Annotated in this window: 21 protein-coding genes; 12 read left to right on the plus strand and 9 right to left on the minus strand. The window is 39.3% G+C overall.

The annotated features are described in order from the left end of the window. The first annotated feature begins 11 nt into the window (after positions 1-11). From C9J42_RS02595 to C9J42_RS02640, 9 genes are all read left to right on the plus strand, one after another. Positions 12-1,121: an imelysin family protein gene (locus C9J42_RS02595; protein ID WP_107301625.1), complete on the plus strand. Its 1,110-nt coding sequence runs from the start codon at positions 12-14 to the stop codon at positions 1,119-1,121. Further along, entirely contained in the window at positions 1,102-2,223 is a 1,122-nt protein-coding gene (locus C9J42_RS02600) for a DUF1513 domain-containing protein (RefSeq protein ID WP_199189313.1), read from the plus strand. Before C9J42_RS02595 ends, C9J42_RS02600 begins: the two co-directional genes overlap by 20 nt. Before the next feature lie 211 nt (positions 2,224-2,434). Beyond that, a complete protein-coding gene (locus C9J42_RS02605) occupies positions 2,435-4,174 on the plus strand; it encodes a murein L,D-transpeptidase (protein WP_107245414.1) in 1,740 nt (579 codons plus the stop codon). A gap of 172 nt (positions 4,175-4,346) precedes the next feature. Further along, positions 4,347-4,895, plus strand: coding sequence for a YcbK family protein (locus C9J42_RS02610; protein ID WP_199188045.1), 549 nt, complete (start codon positions 4,347-4,349; stop codon positions 4,893-4,895). A gap of 86 nt (positions 4,896-4,981) precedes the next feature. Next, a complete protein-coding gene (locus tag C9J42_RS02615) occupies positions 4,982-5,635 on the plus strand; it encodes an MBL fold metallo-hydrolase (RefSeq protein WP_005367216.1) in 654 nt (217 codons plus the stop codon). Between the two features lie 349 nt (positions 5,636-5,984). After that, complete coding sequence (uhpT, locus tag C9J42_RS02625; RefSeq protein WP_107205787.1) at positions 5,985-7,379, plus strand: hexose-6-phosphate:phosphate antiporter; 1,395 nt, start codon at positions 5,985-5,987, stop codon at positions 7,377-7,379. Positions 7,380-7,539: 160 nt separating this feature from the next. After that, positions 7,540-8,148 (plus strand): transcriptional regulator UhpA, encoded by a 609-nt coding sequence (uhpA, locus tag C9J42_RS02630; protein WP_107260761.1) that lies wholly within the window; start codon positions 7,540-7,542, stop codon positions 8,146-8,148. After that, positions 8,148-9,719 carry a signal transduction histidine-protein kinase/phosphatase UhpB gene (gene uhpB / locus C9J42_RS02635; RefSeq protein ID WP_107301626.1) on the plus strand — a complete coding sequence of 524 codons (1,572 nt, stop codon included), beginning with the start codon at positions 8,148-8,150 and terminating at the stop codon, positions 9,717-9,719. The genes uhpA and uhpB overlap by 1 nt, the downstream gene beginning before the upstream one ends. 29 nt (positions 9,720-9,748) lie before the next feature. Then, a complete protein-coding gene (locus C9J42_RS02640) occupies positions 9,749-11,041 on the plus strand; it encodes an MFS transporter (RefSeq protein ID WP_107286988.1) in 1,293 nt (430 codons plus the stop codon). Here the strand turns inward: C9J42_RS02640 and C9J42_RS02645 are convergent. After that, a complete protein-coding gene (locus tag C9J42_RS02645; RefSeq protein ID WP_107205790.1) occupies positions 11,028-11,699 on the minus strand; it encodes a DUF2982 domain-containing protein in 672 nt (223 codons plus the stop codon). The two genes, C9J42_RS02640 and C9J42_RS02645, sit on opposite strands and share 14 nt — an antisense overlap. Positions 11,700-11,995: 296 nt before the next feature. Between C9J42_RS02645 and C9J42_RS02650 the strand changes: the two genes are divergently transcribed. Together C9J42_RS02650 and C9J42_RS02655 are read left to right on the plus strand one after the other, a co-directional pair. Beyond that, entirely contained in the window at positions 11,996-12,406 is a 411-nt protein-coding gene (locus C9J42_RS02650) for a MarR family transcriptional regulator (protein WP_107205791.1), read from the plus strand. 275 nt (positions 12,407-12,681) lie between these two features. After that, on the plus strand, positions 12,682-12,987 hold the full coding sequence (locus C9J42_RS02655; RefSeq protein ID WP_107205792.1) for a hypothetical protein: 306 nt from the start codon (positions 12,682-12,684) through the stop codon (positions 12,985-12,987). A gap of 108 nt (positions 12,988-13,095) precedes the next feature. On the opposite strand, the gene C9J42_RS02660 is transcribed toward C9J42_RS02655, so the two are convergent. The 5 genes from C9J42_RS02660 to queE form a co-directional block, all read right to left on the minus strand. Further along, complete coding sequence (locus C9J42_RS02660; protein WP_107205793.1) at positions 13,096-14,286, minus strand: amino acid aminotransferase; 1,191 nt, start codon at positions 14,284-14,286, stop codon at positions 13,096-13,098. Positions 14,287-14,392: 106 nt separating this feature from the next. Next, on the minus strand, positions 14,393-15,148 hold the full coding sequence (locus C9J42_RS02665) for an enoyl-CoA hydratase-related protein (RefSeq protein WP_107205794.1): 756 nt from the start codon (positions 15,146-15,148) through the stop codon (positions 14,393-14,395). Positions 15,149-15,250: 102 nt separating this feature from the next. Continuing rightward, positions 15,251-16,552: a GGDEF domain-containing protein gene (locus C9J42_RS02670; protein WP_107301627.1), complete on the minus strand. Its 1,302-nt coding sequence runs from the start codon at positions 16,550-16,552 to the stop codon at positions 15,251-15,253. A 990-nt stretch (positions 16,553-17,542) separates the two neighbouring features. Further along, entirely contained in the window at positions 17,543-18,943 is a 1,401-nt protein-coding gene (asnS, locus tag C9J42_RS02675) for an asparagine--tRNA ligase (RefSeq protein ID WP_107205796.1), read from the minus strand. Positions 18,944-19,217: 274 nt separating this feature from the next. Continuing rightward, positions 19,218-19,886 carry a 7-carboxy-7-deazaguanine synthase QueE gene (gene queE, locus C9J42_RS02680; protein ID WP_107245403.1) on the minus strand — a complete coding sequence of 223 codons (669 nt, stop codon included), beginning with the start codon at positions 19,884-19,886 and terminating at the stop codon, positions 19,218-19,220. A 275-nt stretch (positions 19,887-20,161) separates the two neighbouring features. On the opposite strand from queE, the gene C9J42_RS02685 reads away from it, so the two are divergent. Continuing rightward, positions 20,162-21,376 carry an ROK family protein gene (locus C9J42_RS02685; RefSeq protein WP_107205798.1) on the plus strand — a complete coding sequence of 405 codons (1,215 nt, stop codon included), beginning with the start codon at positions 20,162-20,164 and terminating at the stop codon, positions 21,374-21,376. Between the two features lie 49 nt (positions 21,377-21,425). On the opposite strand, the gene C9J42_RS02690 is transcribed toward C9J42_RS02685, so the two are convergent. The 3 genes from C9J42_RS02690 to C9J42_RS02700 form a co-directional block, all read right to left on the minus strand. Next, positions 21,426-22,328: a LysR family transcriptional regulator gene (locus C9J42_RS02690; protein WP_107205799.1), complete on the minus strand. Its 903-nt coding sequence runs from the start codon at positions 22,326-22,328 to the stop codon at positions 21,426-21,428. A 163-nt stretch (positions 22,329-22,491) separates the two neighbouring features. After that, positions 22,492-23,244 (minus strand): lactate utilization protein C, encoded by a 753-nt coding sequence (locus C9J42_RS02695; RefSeq protein ID WP_107301628.1) that lies wholly within the window; start codon positions 23,242-23,244, stop codon positions 22,492-22,494. A 16-nt stretch (positions 23,245-23,260) separates the two neighbouring features. After that, the gene (locus tag C9J42_RS02700) at positions 23,261-24,673 is read right to left on the minus strand and encodes a LutB/LldF family L-lactate oxidation iron-sulfur protein (RefSeq protein ID WP_107301629.1); all 1,413 of its coding nucleotides are present in this window, start codon (positions 24,671-24,673) and stop codon (positions 23,261-23,263) included. Between the last annotated feature and the right edge of the window lie 9 nt (positions 24,674-24,682).

Raw genomic sequence — 24,682 nt, forward strand, 5'->3', positions numbered from 1 at the left:
GCGGTATTGTAATGAAGAAGTATGCAAGCCAATCTCAGATTATTCTTACCGTTTGTACAGTGGCGTTAAGTATTATGACCACAGGTTGTAGTGAAGATAGCACTGATGATAGCACTGACGTTTCACAATCAGAGCCCAAACCAACGCCACTGATTGAAAATGTAAAACCTACGGAGACGTTAGGTTTTAATCTTACGCCTGTTTATGAACTGTCATTGGATGCCGTAACAAAGTATCAGCAATCGACCCGTTTACTGCATGATAGCGTAAATCATATTTGTACTCAGTACAGTGATGCATCTGTAAAAGCGGCGCAAGAGGCATGGTTAACAACCATGCAAAACTGGATGGCATTACAAGGCCGAGAAAAAGGTAGTGAAGAAGCTTTAGCGTTAAGCTGGCAAGTGCAATTTTGGCCTGACAAAAAGAACACCACAGGTAGAAAGCTTAAACAGTTATTACAGTCAGAAAAAACATTTAGTAGCCAAGACATTGCTGATCAAAGTGTGGTTGTGCAAGGTTTAGGTGCTGCTGAGTGGTTTTTATTTCAAGAGCAAAAGCAGTTATCTCAGGCTAATTATTGTCAGTTAGCCGATGCAATAACAGGGCATATGGTACAAACCGCTTCAGCTTTAGTCTCAGAGTGGAAACATAACCCATGGCAAACATTACCACCGCCATTAGCCTTGGGTGAATATTTAGGCGCACTCAATAACCAGCTTGATTACACCCTTAAAAAACTGACGCGTCCAATGGGTAAACCGGGTAAGCCAAAACCCTATCAAGCGGAAGCGTGGCGTTCACAAACATCAATGGTGAGTTTAAAAGCGAGTGTTGAAGCATTACACCAGTTATATTTAGCCAATGGTAAAGGTCTACATGCTTTATTGATTAATGAAGGACATGAGATCACCGCAAATCGTATTAATCAGCGCTTTGAACTGTTGTTAGCCGATTGGCCTCAAGAAAAGAGCATGGGAGCATTACTCAAAACAAAAGCTGGATACCGTGAATTAATTAATGTGTTTAATGGGCTGGAATATATTCAGTTAGCGTTACACGATGATGTTGCGGCAGAGCTAGGTATTGTGATGGGGTTTAATGCAACCGATGGCGACTAATTTATCGAGGCGTAAATTATTACGTTATGCGCTTTCATCAGCGAGTGCTTTACCGTTTATGTCGTTAACAGGCTGTGATGCCAGCGCGAGACATGGTGTTTCAGTACAATCACACAGTCAGCCCAAACTGATTGGTTGTAGTCGAACCGCAGCGGGGAAATTTGCTGCTGTTGTGGCTGATTTATCAGGAAATCCGCTGTTGAAAATTATGCTACCTGCACGAGGTCATGGTATTGCGTTGCAACGAAATGGCTCATTAACCGCGGTGTTTTCTCGCCGTCCTGGGCAATATGTTCAAGTGTTTGATCATAAATCAGGTACAGAGTGGGGTTTACGAGCAGCAGATCCTAATCGTTACTTTTACGGCCACGGTGTTTTTTCTGATGATGGTCAGTATTTGTATACAACGGAAGGAGAATCCGCAACCAGTCGCGGTATTATTGGGGTCTATGAGGTTAGGCAAGGTTTACCTAAAGTGGCTGAGTTTAGCGATTTTGGTATTGGTCCTCATGAGGTGATTTGGGCTGATAATAATACCTTAGCGGTGGGGGTTGGAGGGGTGCATACCCAAGGAAGAACACCGTTAAACCTTGATTCAATGCAGCCTGCATTAGTGTATGTAGATAAGCGCCGAGGTGAGATTGTTGATCAAGCTGAACTTGCAGATAAGCGTCTTAGTATTCGCCACCTTAGCTTAATGGATAATGGCGGTATAGCTTGCGGTCAACAGTATCGTGGTGAGCCTGAACAGGCCGCACCGCTGGTGGCAACCCATCAACGGGGTCAGGCATTGCATTCTTTATTGGCGGAAGATGAACAATGGTTGAGGTTTAATCATTACATTGCCAGTATTGGTTCGATTGATGGCTATTTATTAGCAACCTCACCAAGAGGGAATTGTTACGGTATTTGGGATCAATCAACGCGAGAGTTAGTTGAGGTGAAGCCTTTGGTTGATGCTTCTGGCGTTGCAATGCTAGATAACCATTGGGTTGTTGGCTCAGGCGCAGGGAAAATACTCAGTATTGATACCCATTTTAAAAAGACGTCAAAACAAAGTGCGATTATGTGGGATAACCATTGGGCACTGTCTGCTGTCTAATCACGGTATTTTCTACGGTTTAATTATAAATGCTGTTTCTTCTTATTATTAAGAAACAGCATTGTTTTTTGCAATATGCAAACATTATTGCTATTAATTCCCCGTTTCCTTTCTATTCTTGTAGATATATTTAACTTTAACTAAATTGCGTCTACATTTAATTCTCTAAATACTATTATTAGTAATAGCGAAGTAGTGCTTGGGGACTTCTATGACTATTTGTAAGTATTGGTATTTCACCTCTGTATTATGCTTATTTTCTATTAATCTTGCAGCTTCATCTGATTTATCATCTCACTCTACAACAGAAAATAAAACGCTTGAAATAAAAGATAAGCAAATTATTACGTCTGAATTAATACATTCATCAGGTGAAGAAATATTTAGCAATAATCATACCGTTAGTCAGCAATATCAAATAGCGAAAGGCTGGGTAACAGATATTGCTAATAATGTACAAGGTATTCAGTATCTTGATAAATTGGCTGAGTTGTATTTTACGATTGGATATAGTCAAGTGTGGCAAGATCAAATTGCTATGGCTGAATTTGAAGATCAACTTTATTTATTGTCATTAACAAAAGTTTCTCCTGATTTAACCCGTCGTTATCATAATTTAAAACGTTATCGAAAGAGTGATGATTGGCGCTATTACGATGTGCTGGCAACTGATACATTATTTGCATATATGGGTTTTATTGAAGCGGTACAGAAAAAAGGAAACTTATGGTTATTTGGTGATATACCTCCCACAATACTGCCATTACCTTCTGATGGGTTTATAGACAAATTATTAACAAGCCATGAACAACAACGTTTACGTAACTTTATTGCTAGGTTAAAACCATTCGATAATGAATATACAGAGCTTGTTACTGCGTTAAATAAACTTAACGAGATAAAAGATACTCGATGGCCTGTCTTTTTATTTAAAGGCAATATTCACCCAGGACAGTATGTTAACAATATTGAGGGTGTTGTCACTGTGCTGGAAACATTAGGCGATATGACGGCATTAGAAGCGAAGAAAGTACGTACTCAAAAAAGAAAATATTTAACAGGCCCTGTTTTGCTCGCAGTAAAGCGTTTTCAACAGCGACACGGTTTAAAGAGTGATGGCGTAATAGGCGCCCACACCCAGCAATGGTTAGCATTAAATATCAAAGAGCGTATTCGGCTATTGGCACTAAATGCACAACGTATGCGATTATGGTCGGTCAAGCCAGACACTGGCATTGTGGTGAATATTCCCAGTTATCATATGGACTTATGGCTTGGCGGTGAAAGGGTACTGGGAAGTAAAGTCATTGTTGGACGCCCATCAAGACAAACGCCTATGATTGATTCTGATATTCAATCGGTTGTCTTTAATCCCTATTGGAATGTCCCACATTCTATTATGAAAAAAGATATTATGCCGAAGGTGAGAATAAATCGAAATTACTTGTCTAGCAATAATTATGAAGTGCTAAAAGGATGGGAGAATGCACAAAAAATAGCTATTAATTCAATTCCATATTATTTGTTATCACCGAATCGTTTTCCCTATCGTTTAAGACAAAAGCCAGGAAAGAAAAACGCATTAGGAGTATTTAAATTTAATTTCCCGAATAGCCAAGCTATTTATTTACATGATACCGCTTCGCGATTTTTATTTGAAAAGCATGACCGTGCATTAAGTTCTGGTTGTATTCGAGTTGAACAGGCAAAAAATTTAGCAAAGATACTATTAGAATATTCAGGAAGTAGTGAAGAACGTTTTAATCATTTATCTGAAAGTAAAAAAACGCGCACGATAGTGTTAGGTGATAGTAAAAATGTACCTGTAGATTTAATTTATCAGACTGCGTGGGTCGATGAGTTAGGCTTAGTGAATTATCGTAGTGACATATATCAGTATGACCGCGATCAAGGAAATAATAGTTCGTTAATTTCTGCTTACAATTACTGAACTAGATAACCCCATGAAAATAAATAGTAGTTCTTTCGCTATTAAAAATATGTGACATGGCTCTTTGACTACTTTATTAATGATGGATATCGTGCTGGAAAAAGCGGGTGGTATACGCCTTGCATTATTCCAATAAATAGCACGTTTTTTATCATGAGTTGGTATGTCAGAAATTAATATTAATCGCCGTAAATTCCTTGCTCTCGGCGGAGCGGTTGTCGGTTCTTGTTTATTACCTAATATAGCAATTGCCAGCCCATTTAAAGCTTCCGATCCTCGTGATCTATTGATTCGTAATCTTCATACAGGTGAAGAGTTAGAAACAAAGTATTTTAATGGAAAAACGTATGTCGGCTCTGCGGTAAGACAAATTGATCATCTGTGTCGTGATTTTAGGCAAAATGAAGTGGCTCGCATTGATCGTCGTTTATATGATGCAATCTCACAAATTCAGACATATTTAGGCCATGAAGGCTATGCTCAACTTATTTCGGGCTATCGTTCGCCAAAAACCAACAAAATGTTGGCAAAACGCAGCGGTGGCGTGGCGAAAAAGAGTTATCACATGAAGGCACAAGCTATCGATTTTAACCTTGAAGGTGTTCCATTATCAAAAGTTCGCCAAGCGGCAATGGATCTGAAAATTGGTGGTGTGGGTTATTACCCTGGAAGCCAGTTTGTGCATATTGACACAGGTCCGGTACGTAACTGGCGCGGTTAATTAGATGCTATAAATCGTCGCTATATTTTTATAAATAATCGTGGCATTCTTTCGGCTTATGTTTATGGCTAGGATGTTAAGCGAGTATGAGTCTTAAGTATCAAATTGTTCCTGTTACACCGTTTCAGCAAAATTGCTCAATTATTTGGTGTGATGAAACAAACCAAGCGGCGATTGTTGATCCTGGTGGTGACATTGAACAATTAACCAAGGTGGTTGACGAACTAGGGTTAACGGTTACTCAACTTATTTTAACCCATGGTCACCTTGATCATGTTGGAGGTACAGCGCCTTTAGCTCAGTCTTTAAATGTGCCGGTTATTGGCCCACATAAAGATGATGAGTTTTGGCTACAAGGCCTACCGCGTCAAAGTGAAATGTTTGGCTTTCCGATGACGGAAGCATTTGAGCCAACGCAATGGTTAAACGATGGTGATGAAATTCATGTCGGTAATCAAACTTTGCAAGTTCTCCATACCCCAGGACATACACCTGGACATGTGATTTTATTTAGTAATGACGCTAATGTTGCATTTGTTGGCGATGTGCTATTTAAAGGGGGAATTGGTCGAACTGATTTTCCTCGTGGTGATCATCCAACATTGATCAACGCGATTAAAACTAAGCTGTGGCCATTAGGTGATGATGTGACTTTTGTACCGGGTCATGGTCCATTATCGACATTTGGTCATGAGCGAGCAACAAACCCATTTGTTGCTGATGAAATGCCATTATATTAATGCGATTTTCTATTCTATAAAGTGAGGCGCTAGCCTCACTTTCTTCTATTTGCTACATATCTTCAGTTTGCGCTCCGTCACATTTTTACGTCAATTTCACCTGAATTAGGAATTATTCCTAGTTATTTTAGGTCGCCTTCTCATGCCTCAACGGTTAGGCATCGATAAAATCCTTGGCAATGATCATCTATCCATTTTTATTGGTATATCCCAATTTAATCACACGTTTTTGAATGATGGTGATCCCTGCACTGTGAATGTTAATGGTAATAACAATACTCCGATTGGGCGTATTGATCATAAAAACATCCATAGCATCGATTTTTCAGTGACTATCTGAGGATTTCACATGTTAAAACTGCTTACACAGGTAAGAAAACCAACGCTTGATTTACCTTTAGCTGTTCGTAAGAAAATGTGGCTTGCGCCATTCTTACGTTCATACCTCGTAGTATTTGTTAGCTACATGGTAATGTATTTCATCCGTAAGAATTTCAATATTGCGCAAAACGACCTGATCTCTGATTACGGTATGAGTATGACGCAACTAGGTACCATTGGTCTTGGTTTCTCTATTACTTATGGCATCGGTAAAACAGCATTAAACTACTGGTGTGATGGTAAAAACTCGAAAAATATTTTGCCATTGGGCTTATTATTGTCTGGTTTATGTATGCTGGGCTTTGGTTTAGTCATGGGGCCATCAATGGGCTCGTTTTACATGATGATTGGCCTGTATGCATTATCGGGTTTATTCCAAAGTGTGGGTGGCTCTAACTCGTACTCCACTATTTCAAAATGGACCAGTAAAAAGAACCGCGGTACGTTCCTTGGTATGTGGAATATTTCGCACAACATCGGTGGTGCGGGTGCCGCAGGTGTTGCACTATTTGGTGCAAACTACTTCTTTAATGGTAATGTTGCGGGTATGTTTATCGTACCGTCAATTATTGCAATTGTTGTTGCGTTAATTGGTTTTAGCATGGGTAACGACAGCCCTGAATCTTATGGTTTAGGTACCGCTGAGGAGCTATTTGAAGAGCCAATTTCTGAAGAAGATAAAGCGGTTAACGAAAACCAGATGAGCAAGCTGGAAATCTTCAAAACCTATGTGCTGTACAACAAGGTTATTTGGCTACTATGTTTTGCTAATGTATTTCTTTACGTAGTACGCATTGGTATCGACCAGTGGTCAACGGTATACGGTTACGAAATACTTGGCTTTGATAAAGAAACCGCTATTTCTGGTTTCACCATGTTCGAAACGGGCGCATTGATCGGCACATGTTTATGGGGTTTCTTCTCTGACTTAATCAATGGTCGTCGTGGCTTAGTTGCGTGTATTGCTCTTATTGGTGTGATTGCAACATTAGGTTTCTACCAACATGCGGATACAATTTTTGCTTACAGAGCATCATTATTTGCACTTGGTTTCTTAGTCTTTGGTCCACAGCTTCTTATTGGTGTTGCGGCAGTTGGCTTTGTTCCTAAGCAAGGTATCGCGGTTGCCGATGGTATTAAAGGTACGTTTGCTTACCTAATCGGTGATAGCTTTGCGAAATTAGGTTTAGGTATGATCGCTGATGGTACGCCTATTTTCGGTCAAACAGGTTGGGCGGGTACATTCGTTGCGCTAGATACGGCTGCAGTCATTTGTTGTGTGATCATGGCAATTGTTGCTGTCCTTGAAGAGCGTAAGATTTACCGTGAAAAGAAAGAAAACCAGCAATTAGCAACTAACTAATTAGCAGCTAATGTTTTAGAAAAGCGCTTTGATCACCAAAGCGCTTTTTTGTATCCATGTATTTATGAATGCCAATAGGGAATAAATCTCAAGTAAAGCACTTGCTCACAGTAATATGAAAGGGTAGTTTATGGCGTTTTTCTCTATAGGTATTCAGGTAATGATCAAAATTGCTTTGATTGATGACCACGTTATTGTGCGTTCTGGCTTTGCTCAGCTATTAGCTTTAGAGCCTGATATGGAGGTTGTTGGACAGTTCAGCTCTGCTGCAGAAGCGCGATTAGGTTTACCTGGTTTAGATGCTACGGTATGTATTTTAGATATTTCTATGCCTAACGAAAGTGGTTTAACGTTACTTGAAGATCTTCCATCAGGTATTGCCAGTATTATGCTGAGTGTTCATGACTCTGCAACGGTAGTAGAAAAAGCATTAAGTTTCGGCGCTAAAGGTTTTTTAAGTAAACGTTGTAGCCCTGATGAATTAGTTCAAGCAGTGAGAACAGCAGCGCAAGGCGGTTGTTATTTAACTCCTGATATCGCTATTAATTTAGTCTCACCTAATTGTAATAAACAAGCATTAGGAACATTGACGAAACGTGAGCATCAAATTAGTGAATTACTCGCAACAGGGCTTGATGTTAAAGCCGTCGCGGTAAAATTGGGTTTAAGCCATAAAACGGTACATGTTCATCGTGCGAATGCGATGGATAAATTGGACGTAAAAAATAACGTTGAGCTTGCTAAGTTCTTTAGCGGGGATGTTATCTAGTGCGTAGCTTTAGCCTAACATCACTTTGTGTTTGGTTATTTGTTTGCTGTAGTTGGTTCTGCTTATGGGGTATTTCATATTACTTCATTATGGATCCTATTCTCGCAACGGTGTTTTTTCCTTTTGCACTTAGGCTTGGTTTAACTCTTCATAGCTCTAAAAAGTATTGGCTTGCTATCTATAGTGCAGAATGGAGCGGATTACTATTACTGGCAATATCTTTGCCGCAATATAGTTGGCTGGCTTTATTTATTGCCAGTATGTTATCGATACCTGTCACCTTACTTGCGCAGCGTTACTATAAAGGTGTGCAGTGGCGTTTACTTACTGTTATGGCGATTGCGATAACAACGTTAGCACTGATCAATATGCTGGTATTGAATGGGGTGCACTTGTTTGACCTTTTCAATACTCGCCGACTCGGTTTTATTTTCCTTATTAGTATGACGAGCGGCTTAATGTTGGTACCGAGCTGTTATTTGATTTGGAATTATTTGTTTCAAAAGGAGTGGATACCATTAACTGTCGATGTGGTTTCTCGTCCGGTTGAATTTCGTAGCCAGCATCTGTTCTTTTTCTGCCTATTATTCATTGCCAACATCTTATTGCAGGTGCATTTACCTGAGCAATTGAGTTTGTTTGCGCCATTTTGTTTGGCAATTCCGATTATAGTATTAGCGTTTCGTTATGGTTGGGAAGGGGCATTACTGGGCACCTTACTTAACAGTATTGCTTTAATTGCTGTTCGTAGTGAAGTGAGTTCAATTGAAACCGTTGATTTGTTGCTGTCGTTATCAGCACAAAGTATTACCGGGATTTTGTTGGGGATTGGGATCCAACATCAGCGTGATTTAAATAAAAAACTGTCGAAACAATTAAAACGCAATTATTCCTTATCACGTCAGTTGGTTACGGCTGAAGAGTCTGTAAGACAAAATATCGCGCGAGAATTACATGACGAAATTGGACAAAATATTACCGCAATACGCACTCAAGCCAGTATTTTAAAACGTGTCGAAACATCACAGGCTGGTGAATCTTGTGCCTCTTCGATAGAGCAATTATCGCTAAATATTTATGACACAACAAAAGGCTTATTGTCGCAATTAAGGCCAAAAACACTGGATGATTTAGGCTTAAAAGCAGCGATTGAACAAGTGATCAGAGATTTACACTTTGAAGCACAAGAGGTTGATGTCGCAATGTCTTATCCAAAAGGTATTGATGATGTGATGTCAGATATGCTGCAAATCACGCTGTTTCGTGTCGCACAAGAAGCACTTAATAATATTGCAAAATATGCAAAGGCAACGGAAGTGCTGATCACATTGTCGGTTGATGACAATATCACGATGGAAATAGAAGATAACGGCGTGGGTTTTAAAACCAGTGATACATTGAAAGGCTTTGGTTTACGTGGGATGAAAGAGCGTATTGAAGCATTAGGCGGTCAGTGTGTTATTACCAGTCATACTCAGCCAAAAGCTGAATTACAGATGTACTATGACCATCCGCCTTTAGCTGGGACTAACATTCGTGTTGTACTGCCACAGCTTAGCTCTCTCTCATAGGTTTAGAACCTTTAGACGATAATAGAATTATGAATATAGACGCGACTCAAGACACGGCTCAACGTTATCGTTATTGGCGTATTCACATTATGGTGAGTATGTATATTGGTTATGCTGCCTTTTATTTAACCCGTAAAAACTTCAGTTATGCCATGCCTGCAATTATTACTGATTTGGGGTGGGATAAAGCCGATATTGGCCTAATGGGCACATTATTTTATCTGACTTACGGCTGCTCGAAATTCATCTCTGGGATTGTTAGTGATCGTTCTAATCCTCGTTACTTTATGGGTATTGGGCTGATTGCGACTGGTGTAATTAATATTCTATTTGGCTTATCTAGTTCGATTGTCGCGCTCAGCATATTATGGATATTAAATGCATGGTTTCAGGGCTGGGGATGGCCTGCCTGTTCCAAGTTATTAACAACGTGGTATTCACGCTCTGAGCGTGGCAGGTGGTGGTCTATCTGGAATACTGCACATAATATGGGGGGCGCAATGATCCCCATTATTGTTGGTTTCACTGTGCTCCATTTTGGCTGGCGTTACAGTTTCTATATTCCTGGCATCATTGCTGTGGTTATCGGTTTATTTCTTTGTTGGCGTTTACGCGATAAACCGACGTCAATGGGATTACCGAGTATTGGACACTGGCGCAAAGATCACTTAGAAATTGCCCATGAAAATACAGGCAAGGGGTTATCACAAAAGCAGATCCTGTTTCGTTATGTACTCAATAATAAATATATTTGGCTATTAAGCCTTAGCTATATTCTGGTCTATATCGTTCGGACCGCGATTAACGACTGGGGTAATTTATACCTTACCGAACAATATGGTTATAGCTTGATCACGGCTAATAGCGCGTTGTCATTATTTGAAATTGGTGGTTTTTTAGGCTCGCTGGTGGCTGGGTGGGGATCGGATAAAATATTCTCAGGCAATCGCGGGCCGATGATCTTATTGTTTTCAATCGGTATCTTTTTGTCTGTCGCCGCGCTGTGGTTAATTCCAATCTCGAGCTTTGTGTTACAGGCGGTGTGTTTATTTACGATTGGCTTTTTTGTATTTGGCCCTCAAATGCTTATTGGGATGGCGGCGGCTGAGTGTTCACATAAAGACTCTGTCGGTGCTGCAACCGGATTTGTAGGGCTATTTGCCTATATGGGCGCAGCACTTGCGGGTTACCCATTAGCGATAATTATGCAGCATTACCATTGGATGGGATTCTTTGTCGTTATTTCTGTAGCGGCTGCTGCGATAGGGTTATTGTTATTACCATTTTTAAGAGCGCAACATGGCGACGCTATTGGCGTATAGCGGCCGCTTTATAACGCCTTAATAGGCCAATAAAATCATTAATTGGCCTATCTAATGTGTCTTCAGAGATGAAGAAATCAAAGCCTAAGAACTCACGATTATATTTCATACGGTGTGCTAGCATCGCTCTTAAGCCTTTAAAGACATGACCATTTGGCGTTTGGTAAGGTTCATCATCAAATAACACATCTTCTATTGTGTTATTCGCAACGTCACTATTTTTAATGGCCATAACTAATAAAATACGCTGCTCAATAATAATGCGTGCGGCCAATCGAGGACTGATGCTGTTAATAAAATCATCATAATCGTTGAGTTTAATACCGATCCAAGGAACAGGCTGTTGCCAGCCTTGGTGGTTTATTTCAGCTTTACCTAATTGAGATATATTATTCCAAGTGGTTGACCAACCACCGTAACGACTATGATATTGGCAATGCATGAATGTAAGTGTGAACAGATATTTTGAGTCACAGATGTAACGAATAACGATAACGGCACTAACCCCAATAATAATAGTGGTAAAAATGGTTGTTTGCAGTGTCATATTAGGAATAAAAAAGGTAAGGCAGCTAGCACTAATCGACGCTGTAAAACAAAAAACAAACAGCATTACATTAGGGGTAATAGGGGCTGACTTTACATGATAGGTTTCCATTGTTTTACTCCAAATCAAATCATCAATTTATCTTACGTTATGGAAATGCGTAGCGATCGTTTTGATTACTCAAAATATTGCACATCAACGGCATGTTCATGATAGATGCCTACATGTTTTGTACTTATTAAGTATATATGAAGAATATAGAAGGAATTTTTTGCTTAAAATCATATTTATCGGTTGATATGTCGTCGTTTGCTGGCATTTCTCTGACATACTTGATATAAAACGCGCTTACTTTTTCCCGCTGGCATAGTGGTGACTGAAAGTAGTGCAACGGAGTAGGAAATTTAATGAGAATCTCTCACAAACGTAAAGTACAGCTAAAACTTCAAAAACAGACGCCTGTTTTTGCTGAGTTAGCGACCAAAGCCGCGCCTAAAAAAGCAGCTAAACAAGCACCAAGTGTTGAAACAGTGAAAGCTGCACCAGCGGCAAAAGCTGTAGAAGCAAAAAAAGAAGTTAAACCGACACCTGCTAAAGCAACAACGGCAGTATCATTAACTCCTAAGCAGCAACAAGTGTTAGATATTGTTGTGAAAAATGCTGAAGGTTTAAACCCTAAAGGCATTGGCTTAGAAGCTGGCCAGGAAGATGCGAAAGCGGCTTCTTGGGCTACAGGTGCGTTAAAAAAATTGACCGAAGAAGGGTTAGTTGAGCGCATCCAATTGGCTGGCAACAAAGTTTTATACAAAGCACTTTAATCAGCCAATCCCGCTTCTTTTTAAGAAGCGGGGGTTTTTATTCTTATTTATATCCCTTCTAAAATATTTTCTTCTGCTAATATTAAGTTCTACTTTATTATTTATGCATCGTTCCGATTATTTATAATAATAATTATTTTAATGCTATAAATATAATAATGAATTAATATCCATAATTTATTAGATTACATTTAATATTTATTAGCTTACGTTTTATATAGCGTTTATTTGGATGTTAATTTCAAGGAGCTCGAAGCATTTGGAGTTAATGATCTATGACAATGATAAGTGCGAGAGAATTTTCAGATTGGTTGATTGATCGTTTTGCTGAAGATAATCAAGGCGTTTCTTTAACGCGGGAAGATATAAATATATTAACGGGTAGACAAAGTTTCTCGTTAGGGTTTGTTCATGATATTCACTATGAAGTGATGCGCCATAATATGGCTTTTGTAACTGATACTACACGTGAAATGTTCTATCTTGTTCCTATTGCAAAAAGGCCTTGGAAGGAACAACTAAATAGAAATTACGAGCGAGATTTATATTGTAATGTATTACCATTAAATAAATCTGGCTAATTTTATGTTGTTTAAATTAGTCAAACTTGCATAAAAAAGACATATAGCTGTTACGGTAGGAAATAAAAAAGAGGACATAATGTCCTCTTTTATTGCTCATCTTTTATATTATAAGACGGCAGCAATACCTTTACATAAAGGCATCATATTATCTTTTGTCATACCCGCAACACTAATACGGCCTGAACCAACAATATAAATAGCAAAATCATTTTTAAGTTGTGTAACTTGGTCTTTTGATAAACCAGAGAACGAGAACATACCGTTTTGGCGTTCAATGAAGCTAAAGTCGTTAGTGACACCTAACTCTTTTAATGTTGCTACAAATAGCGTACGCATTTCTTGGATACGATCACGCATATCAGCAACTTCTTGTTCCCATTCTGCACGCAGCTCAGCGTTGTTTAGGATGGTTGTTACAATCGCAGCACCGTGAGCTGGTGGGTTAGAATAAATAACACGTGCGATAGATTTCACTTGGCTAAATGCTGTGGCTGCTTGCTCTGCAGTTTTACCTACAAGTGTAAATGCACCTACACGTTCATTGTATAAACCAAAGTTCTTAGAGAATGAACTTGCTACCAGTAATTCTGGCAGTTGATCTGCAAAGATGCGTAAACCTTGCGCATCTTCTTCTACACCGCGTGCAAAGCCTTGATAAGCAAAATCAAACATTGGTAGTAGTTTTTTCTCAATGCAGAGTTTTGCTAACACTTGCCATTGTTCTGTTGTTGGATCAATACCCGTTGGGTTATGACAGCAACCATGCAGAAGAACAATATCGCCTTCGCTAGCCTGGCTTAAATCAGCAATAGCCGCGTCAAAGTCAATATCACTTGTTTCAGCGTTATAGTAAGAGTATTGCTGTGTTTCAAGACCAGCAGCGCCAAAGACACCATGGTGGTTAGCCCAAGTAGGATTACTGATCCATACTTTTACATCACCCAATTGACGCTTAATAAATTCAGCGGCAACACGTAATGCACCAGTACCACCAGGTGCTTGAGCGGTTTGTGCGCGTTTTTCAGTGATGATTGTTGCATCGTTACCAAAAAGCAGCTCTTGAACCGCTAGGCCGTATTCAGGCGTACCAGGAATGCTTAAATATGACTTTGTTGTTTCTTTTTCAAGTAAAATAGCTTCTGCTTTTTTTACTGTGGCAAGGACAGGCGTATTACCTGTTTCATCTTTATAAATACCAACGCCTAGATTAATTTTTGTTGCGCGTGTATCTGCTTTGAATTCTTCTGTTAAACCTAAAATTGGGTCAGCAGGAGCTGCTGTAATTTTCTCAAACATATTTGGTCATCCGTGGCGTTAATAAATGGTAATGTCTATTTATACCCTTTGTCATAGAACCTTTACAAGAAAATGCAACAAATTAGTCATAATTTTTATTCATGAATTAAGTCTGACTTTTTTTTTCCTTAAATCGAGACAATGCACTGGTTGCTTCTGAGCGTTTAATCAGCTTAAAAATAAGGTCATTCTCTTTGTCAATACAATCAATTAGCTGTTGGCGTGAATGGTCAGATAGGAGTTTTTTAGTGTGCTGCAATGCTTCTTTAGGTAAAGCGATAAGTGCATTAGCACAGTGCACAGCGTGTTGTTCAGGTTGAATGGTTATTTGATTGATAAAACCAAGAGATAGCGCTTCTTCTACTGTCATTTCCTCGCCAAGCAGTAACATTGCTTTGGCTTTTCGTTCGCCGAGTAATTGCGGTAATAATAAGCTTGAACCAAATTCAGGGCATAATCCGAGCTTTACAAAGGGAAGAGTGAAGATTGTATTAGGAGTGGCAAAAATAAAGTCACAGTGTTGTAACAGTGTCATACCTATTCCAATAGCAGCACCAGAAACCGCAGCAATAATAGGCACAGGACAGTCAATCATAGCGAACATAAAGCGTTCAATAATCGCTCTATTTTTTTGTGTTTGAGTGCTATCTGCCTGTGCTAACTGAATAAAATCTTCAATATCATTACCACTGCAAAAAATATTAGCATTGCCTGTAATAATAACGACGGAGATATCATCATTTTTTGCTCGTTCTAACTGTTGAGCAAGATCTTGATACATAGCAAGGCTAAGTGCATTTTTTGCGGAAGGGCGGTCAATAGAGAGCGTAAGAATATGATTTGATAAAGATGAAGTGATCATGTTGCCATCCTTGAACAATGAGTGATCTATCAAGGATGGCATATTACAGTCATTATTTGCTAATTTAGTATCAAAAGTAAGCAGTCGTCAGCAATAACGTCATTAAATAATCGTTGATTGATTACGGCCGTTATGTTTTGACTGATATAACGCATCATCACTAACTTTATATGCTTCAGTAAATGATAATGTGTCCGACACCGTACCCCCAATTGAAATTGTGACATCAATCCCATGGATAGGGTATACCTGAATAATATGTCGTATTTCTTCTGCCTTCAGCTCTAATTGCTCTTTTGTCATAACCGGGAAGCTTAAAATAAATTCTTCCCCGCCCCAACGTATAGCGATATCACTTTGGCGGATACATTGATTAATTCTTTCCGCGACAGTCCGTATTACTTCATCGCCCATTTCATGACCATAGGTATCATTTATAGACTTAAAGTTATCAATATCAATAATTAACAAATAGAAGCTTTTTTGAGAAAGAAGCTTTTTCTCATAGTAATCACGTCGATAGAAATGCGTCATAAGATCGCGTTGTAACGAAAATTTTCTTCTTTTCAATCTTGAACGTAATAGCTGAATCATGAAGGTTAAAAATAATGCAGGCGTAAGCGATACTTTTAAAATAGCCAATAAGTTTACACCTACATAAAAGGGATCTTGGCTAGCACAAGGTAATAGTTCTTTTATGTTATAGCCATGCTTTGCTGGGTTTTCATAAAGCACCGTTTTGAATTCGTTATTGTAACTTTTAAGTGCTTCATGAAGTAAGTTACTTTTTATATCAATAGCCAGCAATGCATCTAACTTACGATTATTGTAGATAGGGTAATATAATGATCTGATATTTTGGTTAGATCCTTCTTCTACATACCTTTCAGTCAATTTTAAATTACAGCCATAAAAATAGCGGTAAGTTTCACCAAGACCCTCTCGTTTAATAATTCGCTTTATTATATCGTTGTCATGATTATTTTTATAAAGTTCTAAATAAAGGGGTCTAGCGGGATCAAAATGGACATAGTCAGCAGGATTTTCAAAAACAGCAATCGTCCAGATGTTATTATCTGTAAGCTCATCGAGTTGAGAGCGAAGACGGTTTATTCCTGTTGATAATAATTTCACATCTGAAGGTTTTTTTACCCAAACGTCAACGTCATTGTAATCGTGCAACCCTTTTGGGATAAAGGTGGTGCTTGTATTGTTGTAATATGAACTAAAACGTCGACTTACAGAGTAAATAGAATTAATTTTTTCAAAATATTGCTCATGAAATTCGTCTAAATGATAGGCGTTGTAAGCGAAATATCCACCTGATATTCCTATGAATAAAAGAGAGAAAAGTTTAAGGCTACTGATTAAACTTTTTTTTTTATTTGTCAACTTACCAAACATTTGCAATATCAATACAAGAAATGAAGGATGGGATTTTATATCTTAAAAGTATAAATTCAAACATATTTGCCATCTCTTTGATGAGGATATTTTATTGTATCAAGAAGTAAAATCTATCGAATTTTTTTTATTCATATTAGATACAATTAAAGCACATTTATGGGTTTTGAGTAAGGTCATAGCGGTGTTTTTAATCCTATTGTAAAAATATCAAGACAGCTGACTGCTATTCTTATTTTCATGAGTTATGGATTCGAAAAGATAACTGCATCTTGGTTATCTTACCTTATTACCTATTCGACTATTGCTTCTGATATAAAAGATTATGGCAAAAAATTAGATACAGATTATTGGTTAGAAAGACAATAAATCGAAAAATATCAACGTGTAGTAAAGCCGCTCAAATACAATTAAGAGTGTTAGAATATGATAGTCATGATATCCGCTATATTGGTGTAAAAATAGGAGCTGATAAACTAAGCACTTCGAACGGACTCATTGACTTTCCAATCATTTTTGTAATAAGTGTTTATCTTTTCATTCTGAATATGATGATAGTTTTACACCCACAAGTTGGTTCATAATGTGTTCTGATTTAGGTCATTTGAATGGACTGGTTGTCGTTAATCGTTATTTAAAAGATAAATTAAACCAGAGAAATATTTATTATTACTGGTTAATATATTTCTTATTATTGTGCTTGATCGCAGCGGGTATTTTTGACTATTTCATTCTCAGCTGGGATTAAAAAGTTATTAGGAGTAGGGTGAAAAAATAATGAATTTATTTCGTATTATCAACCTATTATATCTCTTGATAAGAAGATTTAAGAGTATTATTACTCAAAACCTGTGCCGTTTAACAACCTAGACTTTAATGATTAACGTCGTTTAATGTCATTGTTAATCAGATTTCTTCAAAATGGATGATAAAAGAAAGGCTGCCAATAGGGCAGCCTTTTTGCGTTTTGCAATTCTAAACTAAATACGATTAGAAGTTTGCAGAGCGTGGAGTACGTGGGAATGGGATCACGTCACGTACGTTACCCATACCAGTTACGTAAGAGACTAGACGCTCAAAGCCTAGACCGAAACCAGCGTGTGGAACACTACCGTAACGACGTAGATCGCGGTACCAACCCATGTGCTCAGGATCTAGACCCATCTCAATCATACGTGCATCTAGAATGTCTAGGCGCTCTTCACGTTGAGAACCACCGATGATTTCACCAATGCCAGGTGCCAATACGTCCATCGCTGCTACTGTCTTACCGTCGTCATTCAAACGCATGTAGAATGCTTTGATGTCTTTCGGGTAGTTCTTAACAATTACAGGTGCTTGGAAGTGTTCTTCTGCAAGGTAACGCTCGTGCTCAGAAGACATATCAATGCCCCACTCAACATCGAACTCGAACTTACGGCCAGAGTCTTGAAGGATCTTAATTGCATCAGTGTAATCAACTTGTGCAAAGTCAGATGTTACGAACTTCTCTAGGCGAGAAATTGCGTCTTTGTCGATACGTTGAGCAAAGAACTCAAGGTCGTCACGACGCTCTTCAAGTACCGCTTTGAATACGTACTTCAGCATGTCTTCAGCAAGTTTAGCTACATCGTCAAGTTCTGCGAATGCAACTTCAGGCTCAACCATCCAGAACTCAGCTAGGTGGCGGCTTGTGTTTGAGTTTTCAGCACGGAATGTTGGGCCGAAAGTGTAAACCTTGCTTAGTGCACACGCATATGCTTCAGCATTTAGCTGACCAGAGACTGTTAGGAAAGTTTCTTTACCAAAGAAATCTTTGTCAAAGTCTACTTCGCCTTTATCAGTCATTGGAATGTTAGCCATGTCTAGCGTAGATACACGGAACATTTCACCGGCACCTTCACAGTCAGATGCTGTGATAAGTGGTGCAGACATCCAGAAGAAGCCTTGCTCGTGGTAGAAACGGTGGATCGCTTGAGATAGACAGTTACGAACACGTGCAACAGCGCCGATCACGTTAGTACGTGGACGAAGATGTGCAACTTCACGTAAGTACTCAATTGAGTGACGAGTTTTAGCCATCGGGTAAGAATCTGCATCTTCAACCCAACCAACGACTTTCACGTTGGTTGCTGCTAGTTCAAAATCTTGACCTTTAGCAGGAGATGCTACGATTGTACCGGTAACCTCAACAGAGCAACCAGTTGTAAGCTTAAGTACTTCATCCTGGTAATTATTTAACTCATTAGGGACCACGGCCTGAATCGGGTCGAAACAAGAGCCGTCATAAATGGCAAGGAAAGAGATCCCAGCTTTGGAATCACGACGTGAGCGAACCCAACCGCGAACAGTAACTTCACTGTCTACCGCTAGTTTGCCGCTTAATACGTCTGTTACAGGCGCGTAAGTCATGTTTAAATCATTCTCCGTTTAGGCACTGACTTTGGAATTAAAGTATCTCGTGCTTAAAGATATTTATGTATTAGCAATATTACCTTTCTTACGACAAGCATCAAGTATTGATATCAATCAAATGATAAATTGATGAAAGAAATAGGCAATTTGAGGTGATAGTTGGTTAATTATCGGTCATTTGCAAGAAACCGCTTCGCTTTAGCGTTGTAAAACATTAAAGCGAAGCGGTTTTTTGATAAATGTTTTATAAATCAAGCAAAGTACAGAGCGATTAAGCGATGGCTAGATATTTGTGTGTTTGGATCGATAAACGCCAGTTACGTTGAATACATGTTTCAATACATAGTTCTGTTGCACGTGGCTTTTGACTAATAGGTTGAAGCGCAATCGTGACATCAGGTTTTAGCGTCACGCCATCAATGAGCGCATCAAGTTGTTCAATGTCTTTGCTAGTGCCGACAGGGTGCTTGATCTCGTTAGCACGCGCGAGGGAAGAAGCTAAAACGGGCAACTTTGCTTTCATGTTAATTTTTGGTGATACCGTTACCCAAGTATTATCACTGGTTTGAATTTCAGATGTGCCACTGGTTTCGATCTGACAATTAAAGCCAGCTTTTTCTAGTGCATGAGTTAAAGGACGAAGATCGTAAATACAAGGTTCACCGCCTGTAATAACAATATGTTTAGCCGTATATTTTTGATCTTGTAATAATTGCACTACACCATTAGCGTCAAGATTAGTCCAAAGTGGTGAGTCCCCAGTTTTAGCCATGATCTGCTCTAAGCTAACTAAATCTTGTGGCTCTGCTGTCCAAGTTTGTTTGGTGTCACACCATGAGCAGCCAACAGGGCAGACTTGTAATCGAACAAAAATTGCAGGCACGCCAGTAAATACACCTTCACCCTGAATTGTTTCGAATACTTCGTTAATTTTGTACACGTTGAACCTCTTATTTTCACGTCTATAACCATTCTAGTGTCAATGAAACATGATCATTATTAGAAAAGTTACTGCGTGAAATAAATCCGCTAATTAAAAAAAAGAGTAGGCAAAAAAGCCTTTTTTTCATTATCGCAGAAGCGAAACTCAATGTCTTTAGTCGTTGATAGTGATACTTGTCACGTACTGACGATAAGAGGCTTCACAATTACTTCGCAAAGTAAAAAAATTAGTTTCCGAAGGTTTTTAAGCTGATTTTTCTCAGGAGTATCGACATGTACGTCGCTCAGCCAGGCCATATCGATCATATAAAAAGAAATAATGCCGGCAGCGTATATAAACTAATTGATTTGTATGGGCCGATCTCACGCATTGAATTGTCTAAACGCAGTCAACTTGCCCCCGCAAGTATTACTAAGATCACCCGTGAATTAATTGATGCGCATTTAATTAAAGAAACGCAATTTCAAGAACCGAGCAGCCGTGGACGACCTGCTATTGGGCTAGTTCCTGCCAATGAAGGGTGGCAATTTTTATCTATTCGTTTAGGTCGTGGTTATCTTACTATTGCTTTACATGCACTTGGCGGCGAAATTCTAGTAGAAGAACGTCAAGATATTGAGCAACTGCATCAAGAAGATGTGGTTAAAAAGTTATTAGCTGAAATAAACATTTTCTTTGCCAATCATGTTAGCGAACTAGACAGAATGACAGCGATTGCAGTGTCATTACCAGGGTTAGTTAATTCCAGTGAAGGTATGGTATTACAGATGCCACATTATAATGTGTCTAATTTACCCTTGGGTGAAATTATTCACAATGAAACTGGATTGCCTGTTTTTATCGGTAATGACACGCGTTCATGGGCTTTAGCAGAAAAATTGTTCGGTAATTCTCGTGGTATTGCAAACTCCATTTTGATTTCTATTCATCATGGTGTGGGGGCGGGGATTGTCCTTGATGATAATGTGCTGCAAGGGAAAACCGGTAACGTGGGTGAGCTTGGGCATATTCAAATTAAGCCGTTTGGCAAACGTTGTTTTTGCGGTAATCATGGCTGCTTAGAAACCGTTGCGAGTTTACAGGCCATTTTAGAACAAGTGAAAACGCAGCTTAAAGCAGGACATGAATCTATGCTAAATCATATGCCTTTAACGATTGAATCAGTATGTGATGCGGCAGTAGAAGGTGACAGTTTAGCGCGACAAATTATTGTGGAGTTAGGTCATAATTTAGGGCAAGCCATTGCGATAATGGTTAACCTATTTAACCCCCAGCGCATTTTGATTGGTGGGGAGTTTAATCGTGCTAAATCGGTACTCTATCCTGCGATTATGGATCGTATTAGCTCGCAAACCTTACCTGTTTATTTCGATGGCTTAGAAATAGAAGAAAGCTGTTTTTACACTCAAGCGACGATGCCGGGAGCGGCTTTGGTTAAACAAGCGTTGTACGATGGACATTTATTGATGAAACTCGTCGACGGTTAATTATATTTGATTTAAGTGATTGCTATAACTAATTGATACTACATGGAGATTAGAATTTTTCTTTAATTTCCATGTAGCTTTCTCGAATATGTTCAATCAGTGCTTGAATCCGTTTAGCAGGTTTTCTGGTATACGGATAGACAGCATAAATCCCCACCACTTTACCCGCATGTGCCGAGAGCAATTCAACTAACTCACCGCGCTCTAATTCATCATGAACTAAGCAATTGGGTAGATAAGCGATACCATTACCTGCGAGGACATTTTTTTTCAACGCTATCGCATTGTCGGATGAAAAGTTTCCGCTGACTTTTTGAGTGTAAATTTTATTTTGTTTAATAAATTGCCAGTCAAAAGGGCCAGTACTTTGAGGGTTATAACCTAGACAATTATGGCTATTGAGATCTTTAGGTTTTTCTGGCTTGCCATAATGTTCAATGTAAGCGGGTGAGGCACATATTACCCAGCGAGAATTAAAAATATGACGAGCGATTAAGCTTGAATCTTCGAGATAACCGGTACGGATCACCAAATCGTAGTTATCAGCAACGAGATCGACAAAGTGATTGTTTAGCGACATATCAACCGAAAGACCGGGGTGTTTCTGACAAAAATCAGACACGGCTTTTGCTAATACTAATTCGCCTGAAATTGTCGGTACTGACATCCGAATTTTACCAGAGAGTGCTTCGCTGTAGCCCTTCACAGAGTCAAAAGCAGCTTGAGCAACATGGTTGATACTTTTAGCACGATGGTAAAGGACTTCACCGGGTTCTGTGAGTGTTAGCTTTCGTGTGGTGCGATATATAAGTTGTAAGCCTAATTCGGTTTCAAGTTTACTAATACGCTTGCTAACAACGGATTTAGTCACATTATTGAGTTCAGCAACCTTACTGAATGAGCCATGTTCAATAACTTGAGTGAATAAAACGAGATCATCGATAGCTGGCATTATTTATCCCACTTAAAGCCTAATAGGCGAAGGATTATATACTTAAAAAGATTAAATTCTAGATAAAAAAACGCAGCCCGAAGACTGCGTTATTCGTATTCCCGTAATGTGCTTAACCACTAGTATCCTACTAGTTTGCTATCACTATTGGTGATAAGTAAGCTTACATATCATCAATAATGATGTAGGTGGCAAAGACGGGCCCATGCACACCAACAACTTTGATCAGCTCGATATCTGCTGTCGAGCTCGGACCTGAAATAAAGTTAACACATGAAGGTACACGTTCACCGTTCATGGCTTTTTGATGCAGAATCTCAGTTGCTTGTGTTAAACGAGCAACGATTGAGCTTTTAGGTACAACGAATACAGAAGCTTCTGGTAATAGGCTTACTGCGCGACCCTGTGCTGGGTTGCTGTAAAGTACCATTGTGCCTGATTCTGCTAACGCTTGTTCAGCGAATACAACACCAACTTTTGCACGTTCAGCTACTGTGATGTTTGCTTCGTAACCCGCCGAGTGATCCCAAATGTAAACACCATGCTTATCGGCGCTCAAATCTTTCGGGTCAATAATGTTAAGTAGACGAGTATCTGCGGTAAAGATGGTTTCACCAACAGGATCAATGTTTGTTTCGTCTTCGCTGCAATATTTGAAACAAACATTACGCAGTGCTTCTGCTAACTGTGCTTTGGTTGTCACAACAGCTTGTGCGCCTAAAGAAGACTGCGTGTATTCGACCAAGATATCTTTTAATTCATCTTGTGATTTATCAGCAAATACGTCTTTGTGACAGTTATATTTTAGTTTCGGACGCTCTACTGGGGTAGTAATACGCTCACGACCAAGTTGTTTAGCGATGTTGTTAAGGAAACTATCGCGATTATAAATGCGTTGCTCATTTTGAGATGACATACGGAAAGCTCCTTAATTATTTATTTTTGTTTTTAAACCAACTGCGGAATGACTCACCCGATGGGTTTGGTAAATCACGCGTCTGAGTCCATGCGTTTAGTAGACCAACTTTAAATGGTAATTGACCATTTTTAATCAGTTTACCTGCAACGATAGCACCGATCTTAACGGTTTTATCCCATAGTGCAGGGTGAGCATTTACAAAGCTAAATCCACTGACGGAAGCTCGCTCCATGGAATCTGTGATTTTCTCTTCACCCATGATTTGACGGTGTTTAAGCAGCAAATCAGACAATGGGATTTTCACCGGACATACGTCATGACAAGCACGACATAAGCTACAAGCATTGGGTAGATCTTTAAAATCTTCATAGCCGCCAAGTAGTGGCGAAAGTACCGCACCAATAGGGCCTGAATAGATTGAGCCGTAAGATTGACCACCGATATGGCGGTATGCAGGGCACGTGTTAACACACGCTGCACAACGGATACAACGTAGGATAGAGCGGAATTGAGAACCAAGAATTTTAGAACGACCGTTATCTACAATCACCAAGTGGAACTCTTCAGGACCATCACAGTTACCGTCTTCACGAGGACCTGTAAGTGCTGTCACATAACCTGTTAGAGGTAGACCTACTGCACTTCGACATAGCAAACTCGCAACAATATCGAATTCTTCAAACGTAGGAACGATACGCTCCATACCCATTACCGCGATATGCGTTTTCGGTAGGCTGGTTGCAAGACGTGCGTTACCTTCATTGGTAACAAGGGTGACGGTGCCTGATTCTGCGATAGCAAAGTTACAGCCAGTAATACCGATCTCTGCTTCAAGGAAATCATGACGAATATGTTGACGAACAAAACGTGTCATTTCTTCTGGATCAGAAGAACCTTCGTAACCGAGTTTCTTGTTGAAAACATCACGAATTTGAGTACGGTTTTTATGTAGTGCTGGTACAACGATGTGTGATGGCGCATCACAATCATCGACTTGAAGAATGTATTCGCCAAGATCGGTTTCAATCACTTCACAGTTATTACGCTGAATCACTTGGTTCATACCGATTTCTTCGGTCACCATGGATTTAGACTTAACCACTTTTTTCGCATTCTTTTGCTGGATAATCTTTTCGATGTAGTTAGTTGCATCTTCAGCTGTTGCTGCAAAGAATACATGACCACCGTTCTTTTCAACGTTATCGCTAAGTTGTTGTAGGTAGTAGTCTAGGTTTTCAAGCACATGGTTACGGATATCCATACCCATTTCGCGCCACTCTTCCCAGTTACCGAGTTTCTCCGCAGCAACAGCGCGATTTTTGAACATACGTTCTTGTGCATTAGCAACAGCGGCACGCATAGACTCGTCTTTCATTTTTACATGAATACGATCTTTAAATTTTTGGTTGCTTGTTTTCATTGACATAATAATGAC

The sequence above is a fragment of the Photobacterium sp. GB-56 genome, from assembly GCF_003026105.1.
In the GTDB taxonomy this organism is placed as follows: Bacteria; Pseudomonadota; Gammaproteobacteria; order Enterobacterales; family Vibrionaceae; genus Photobacterium.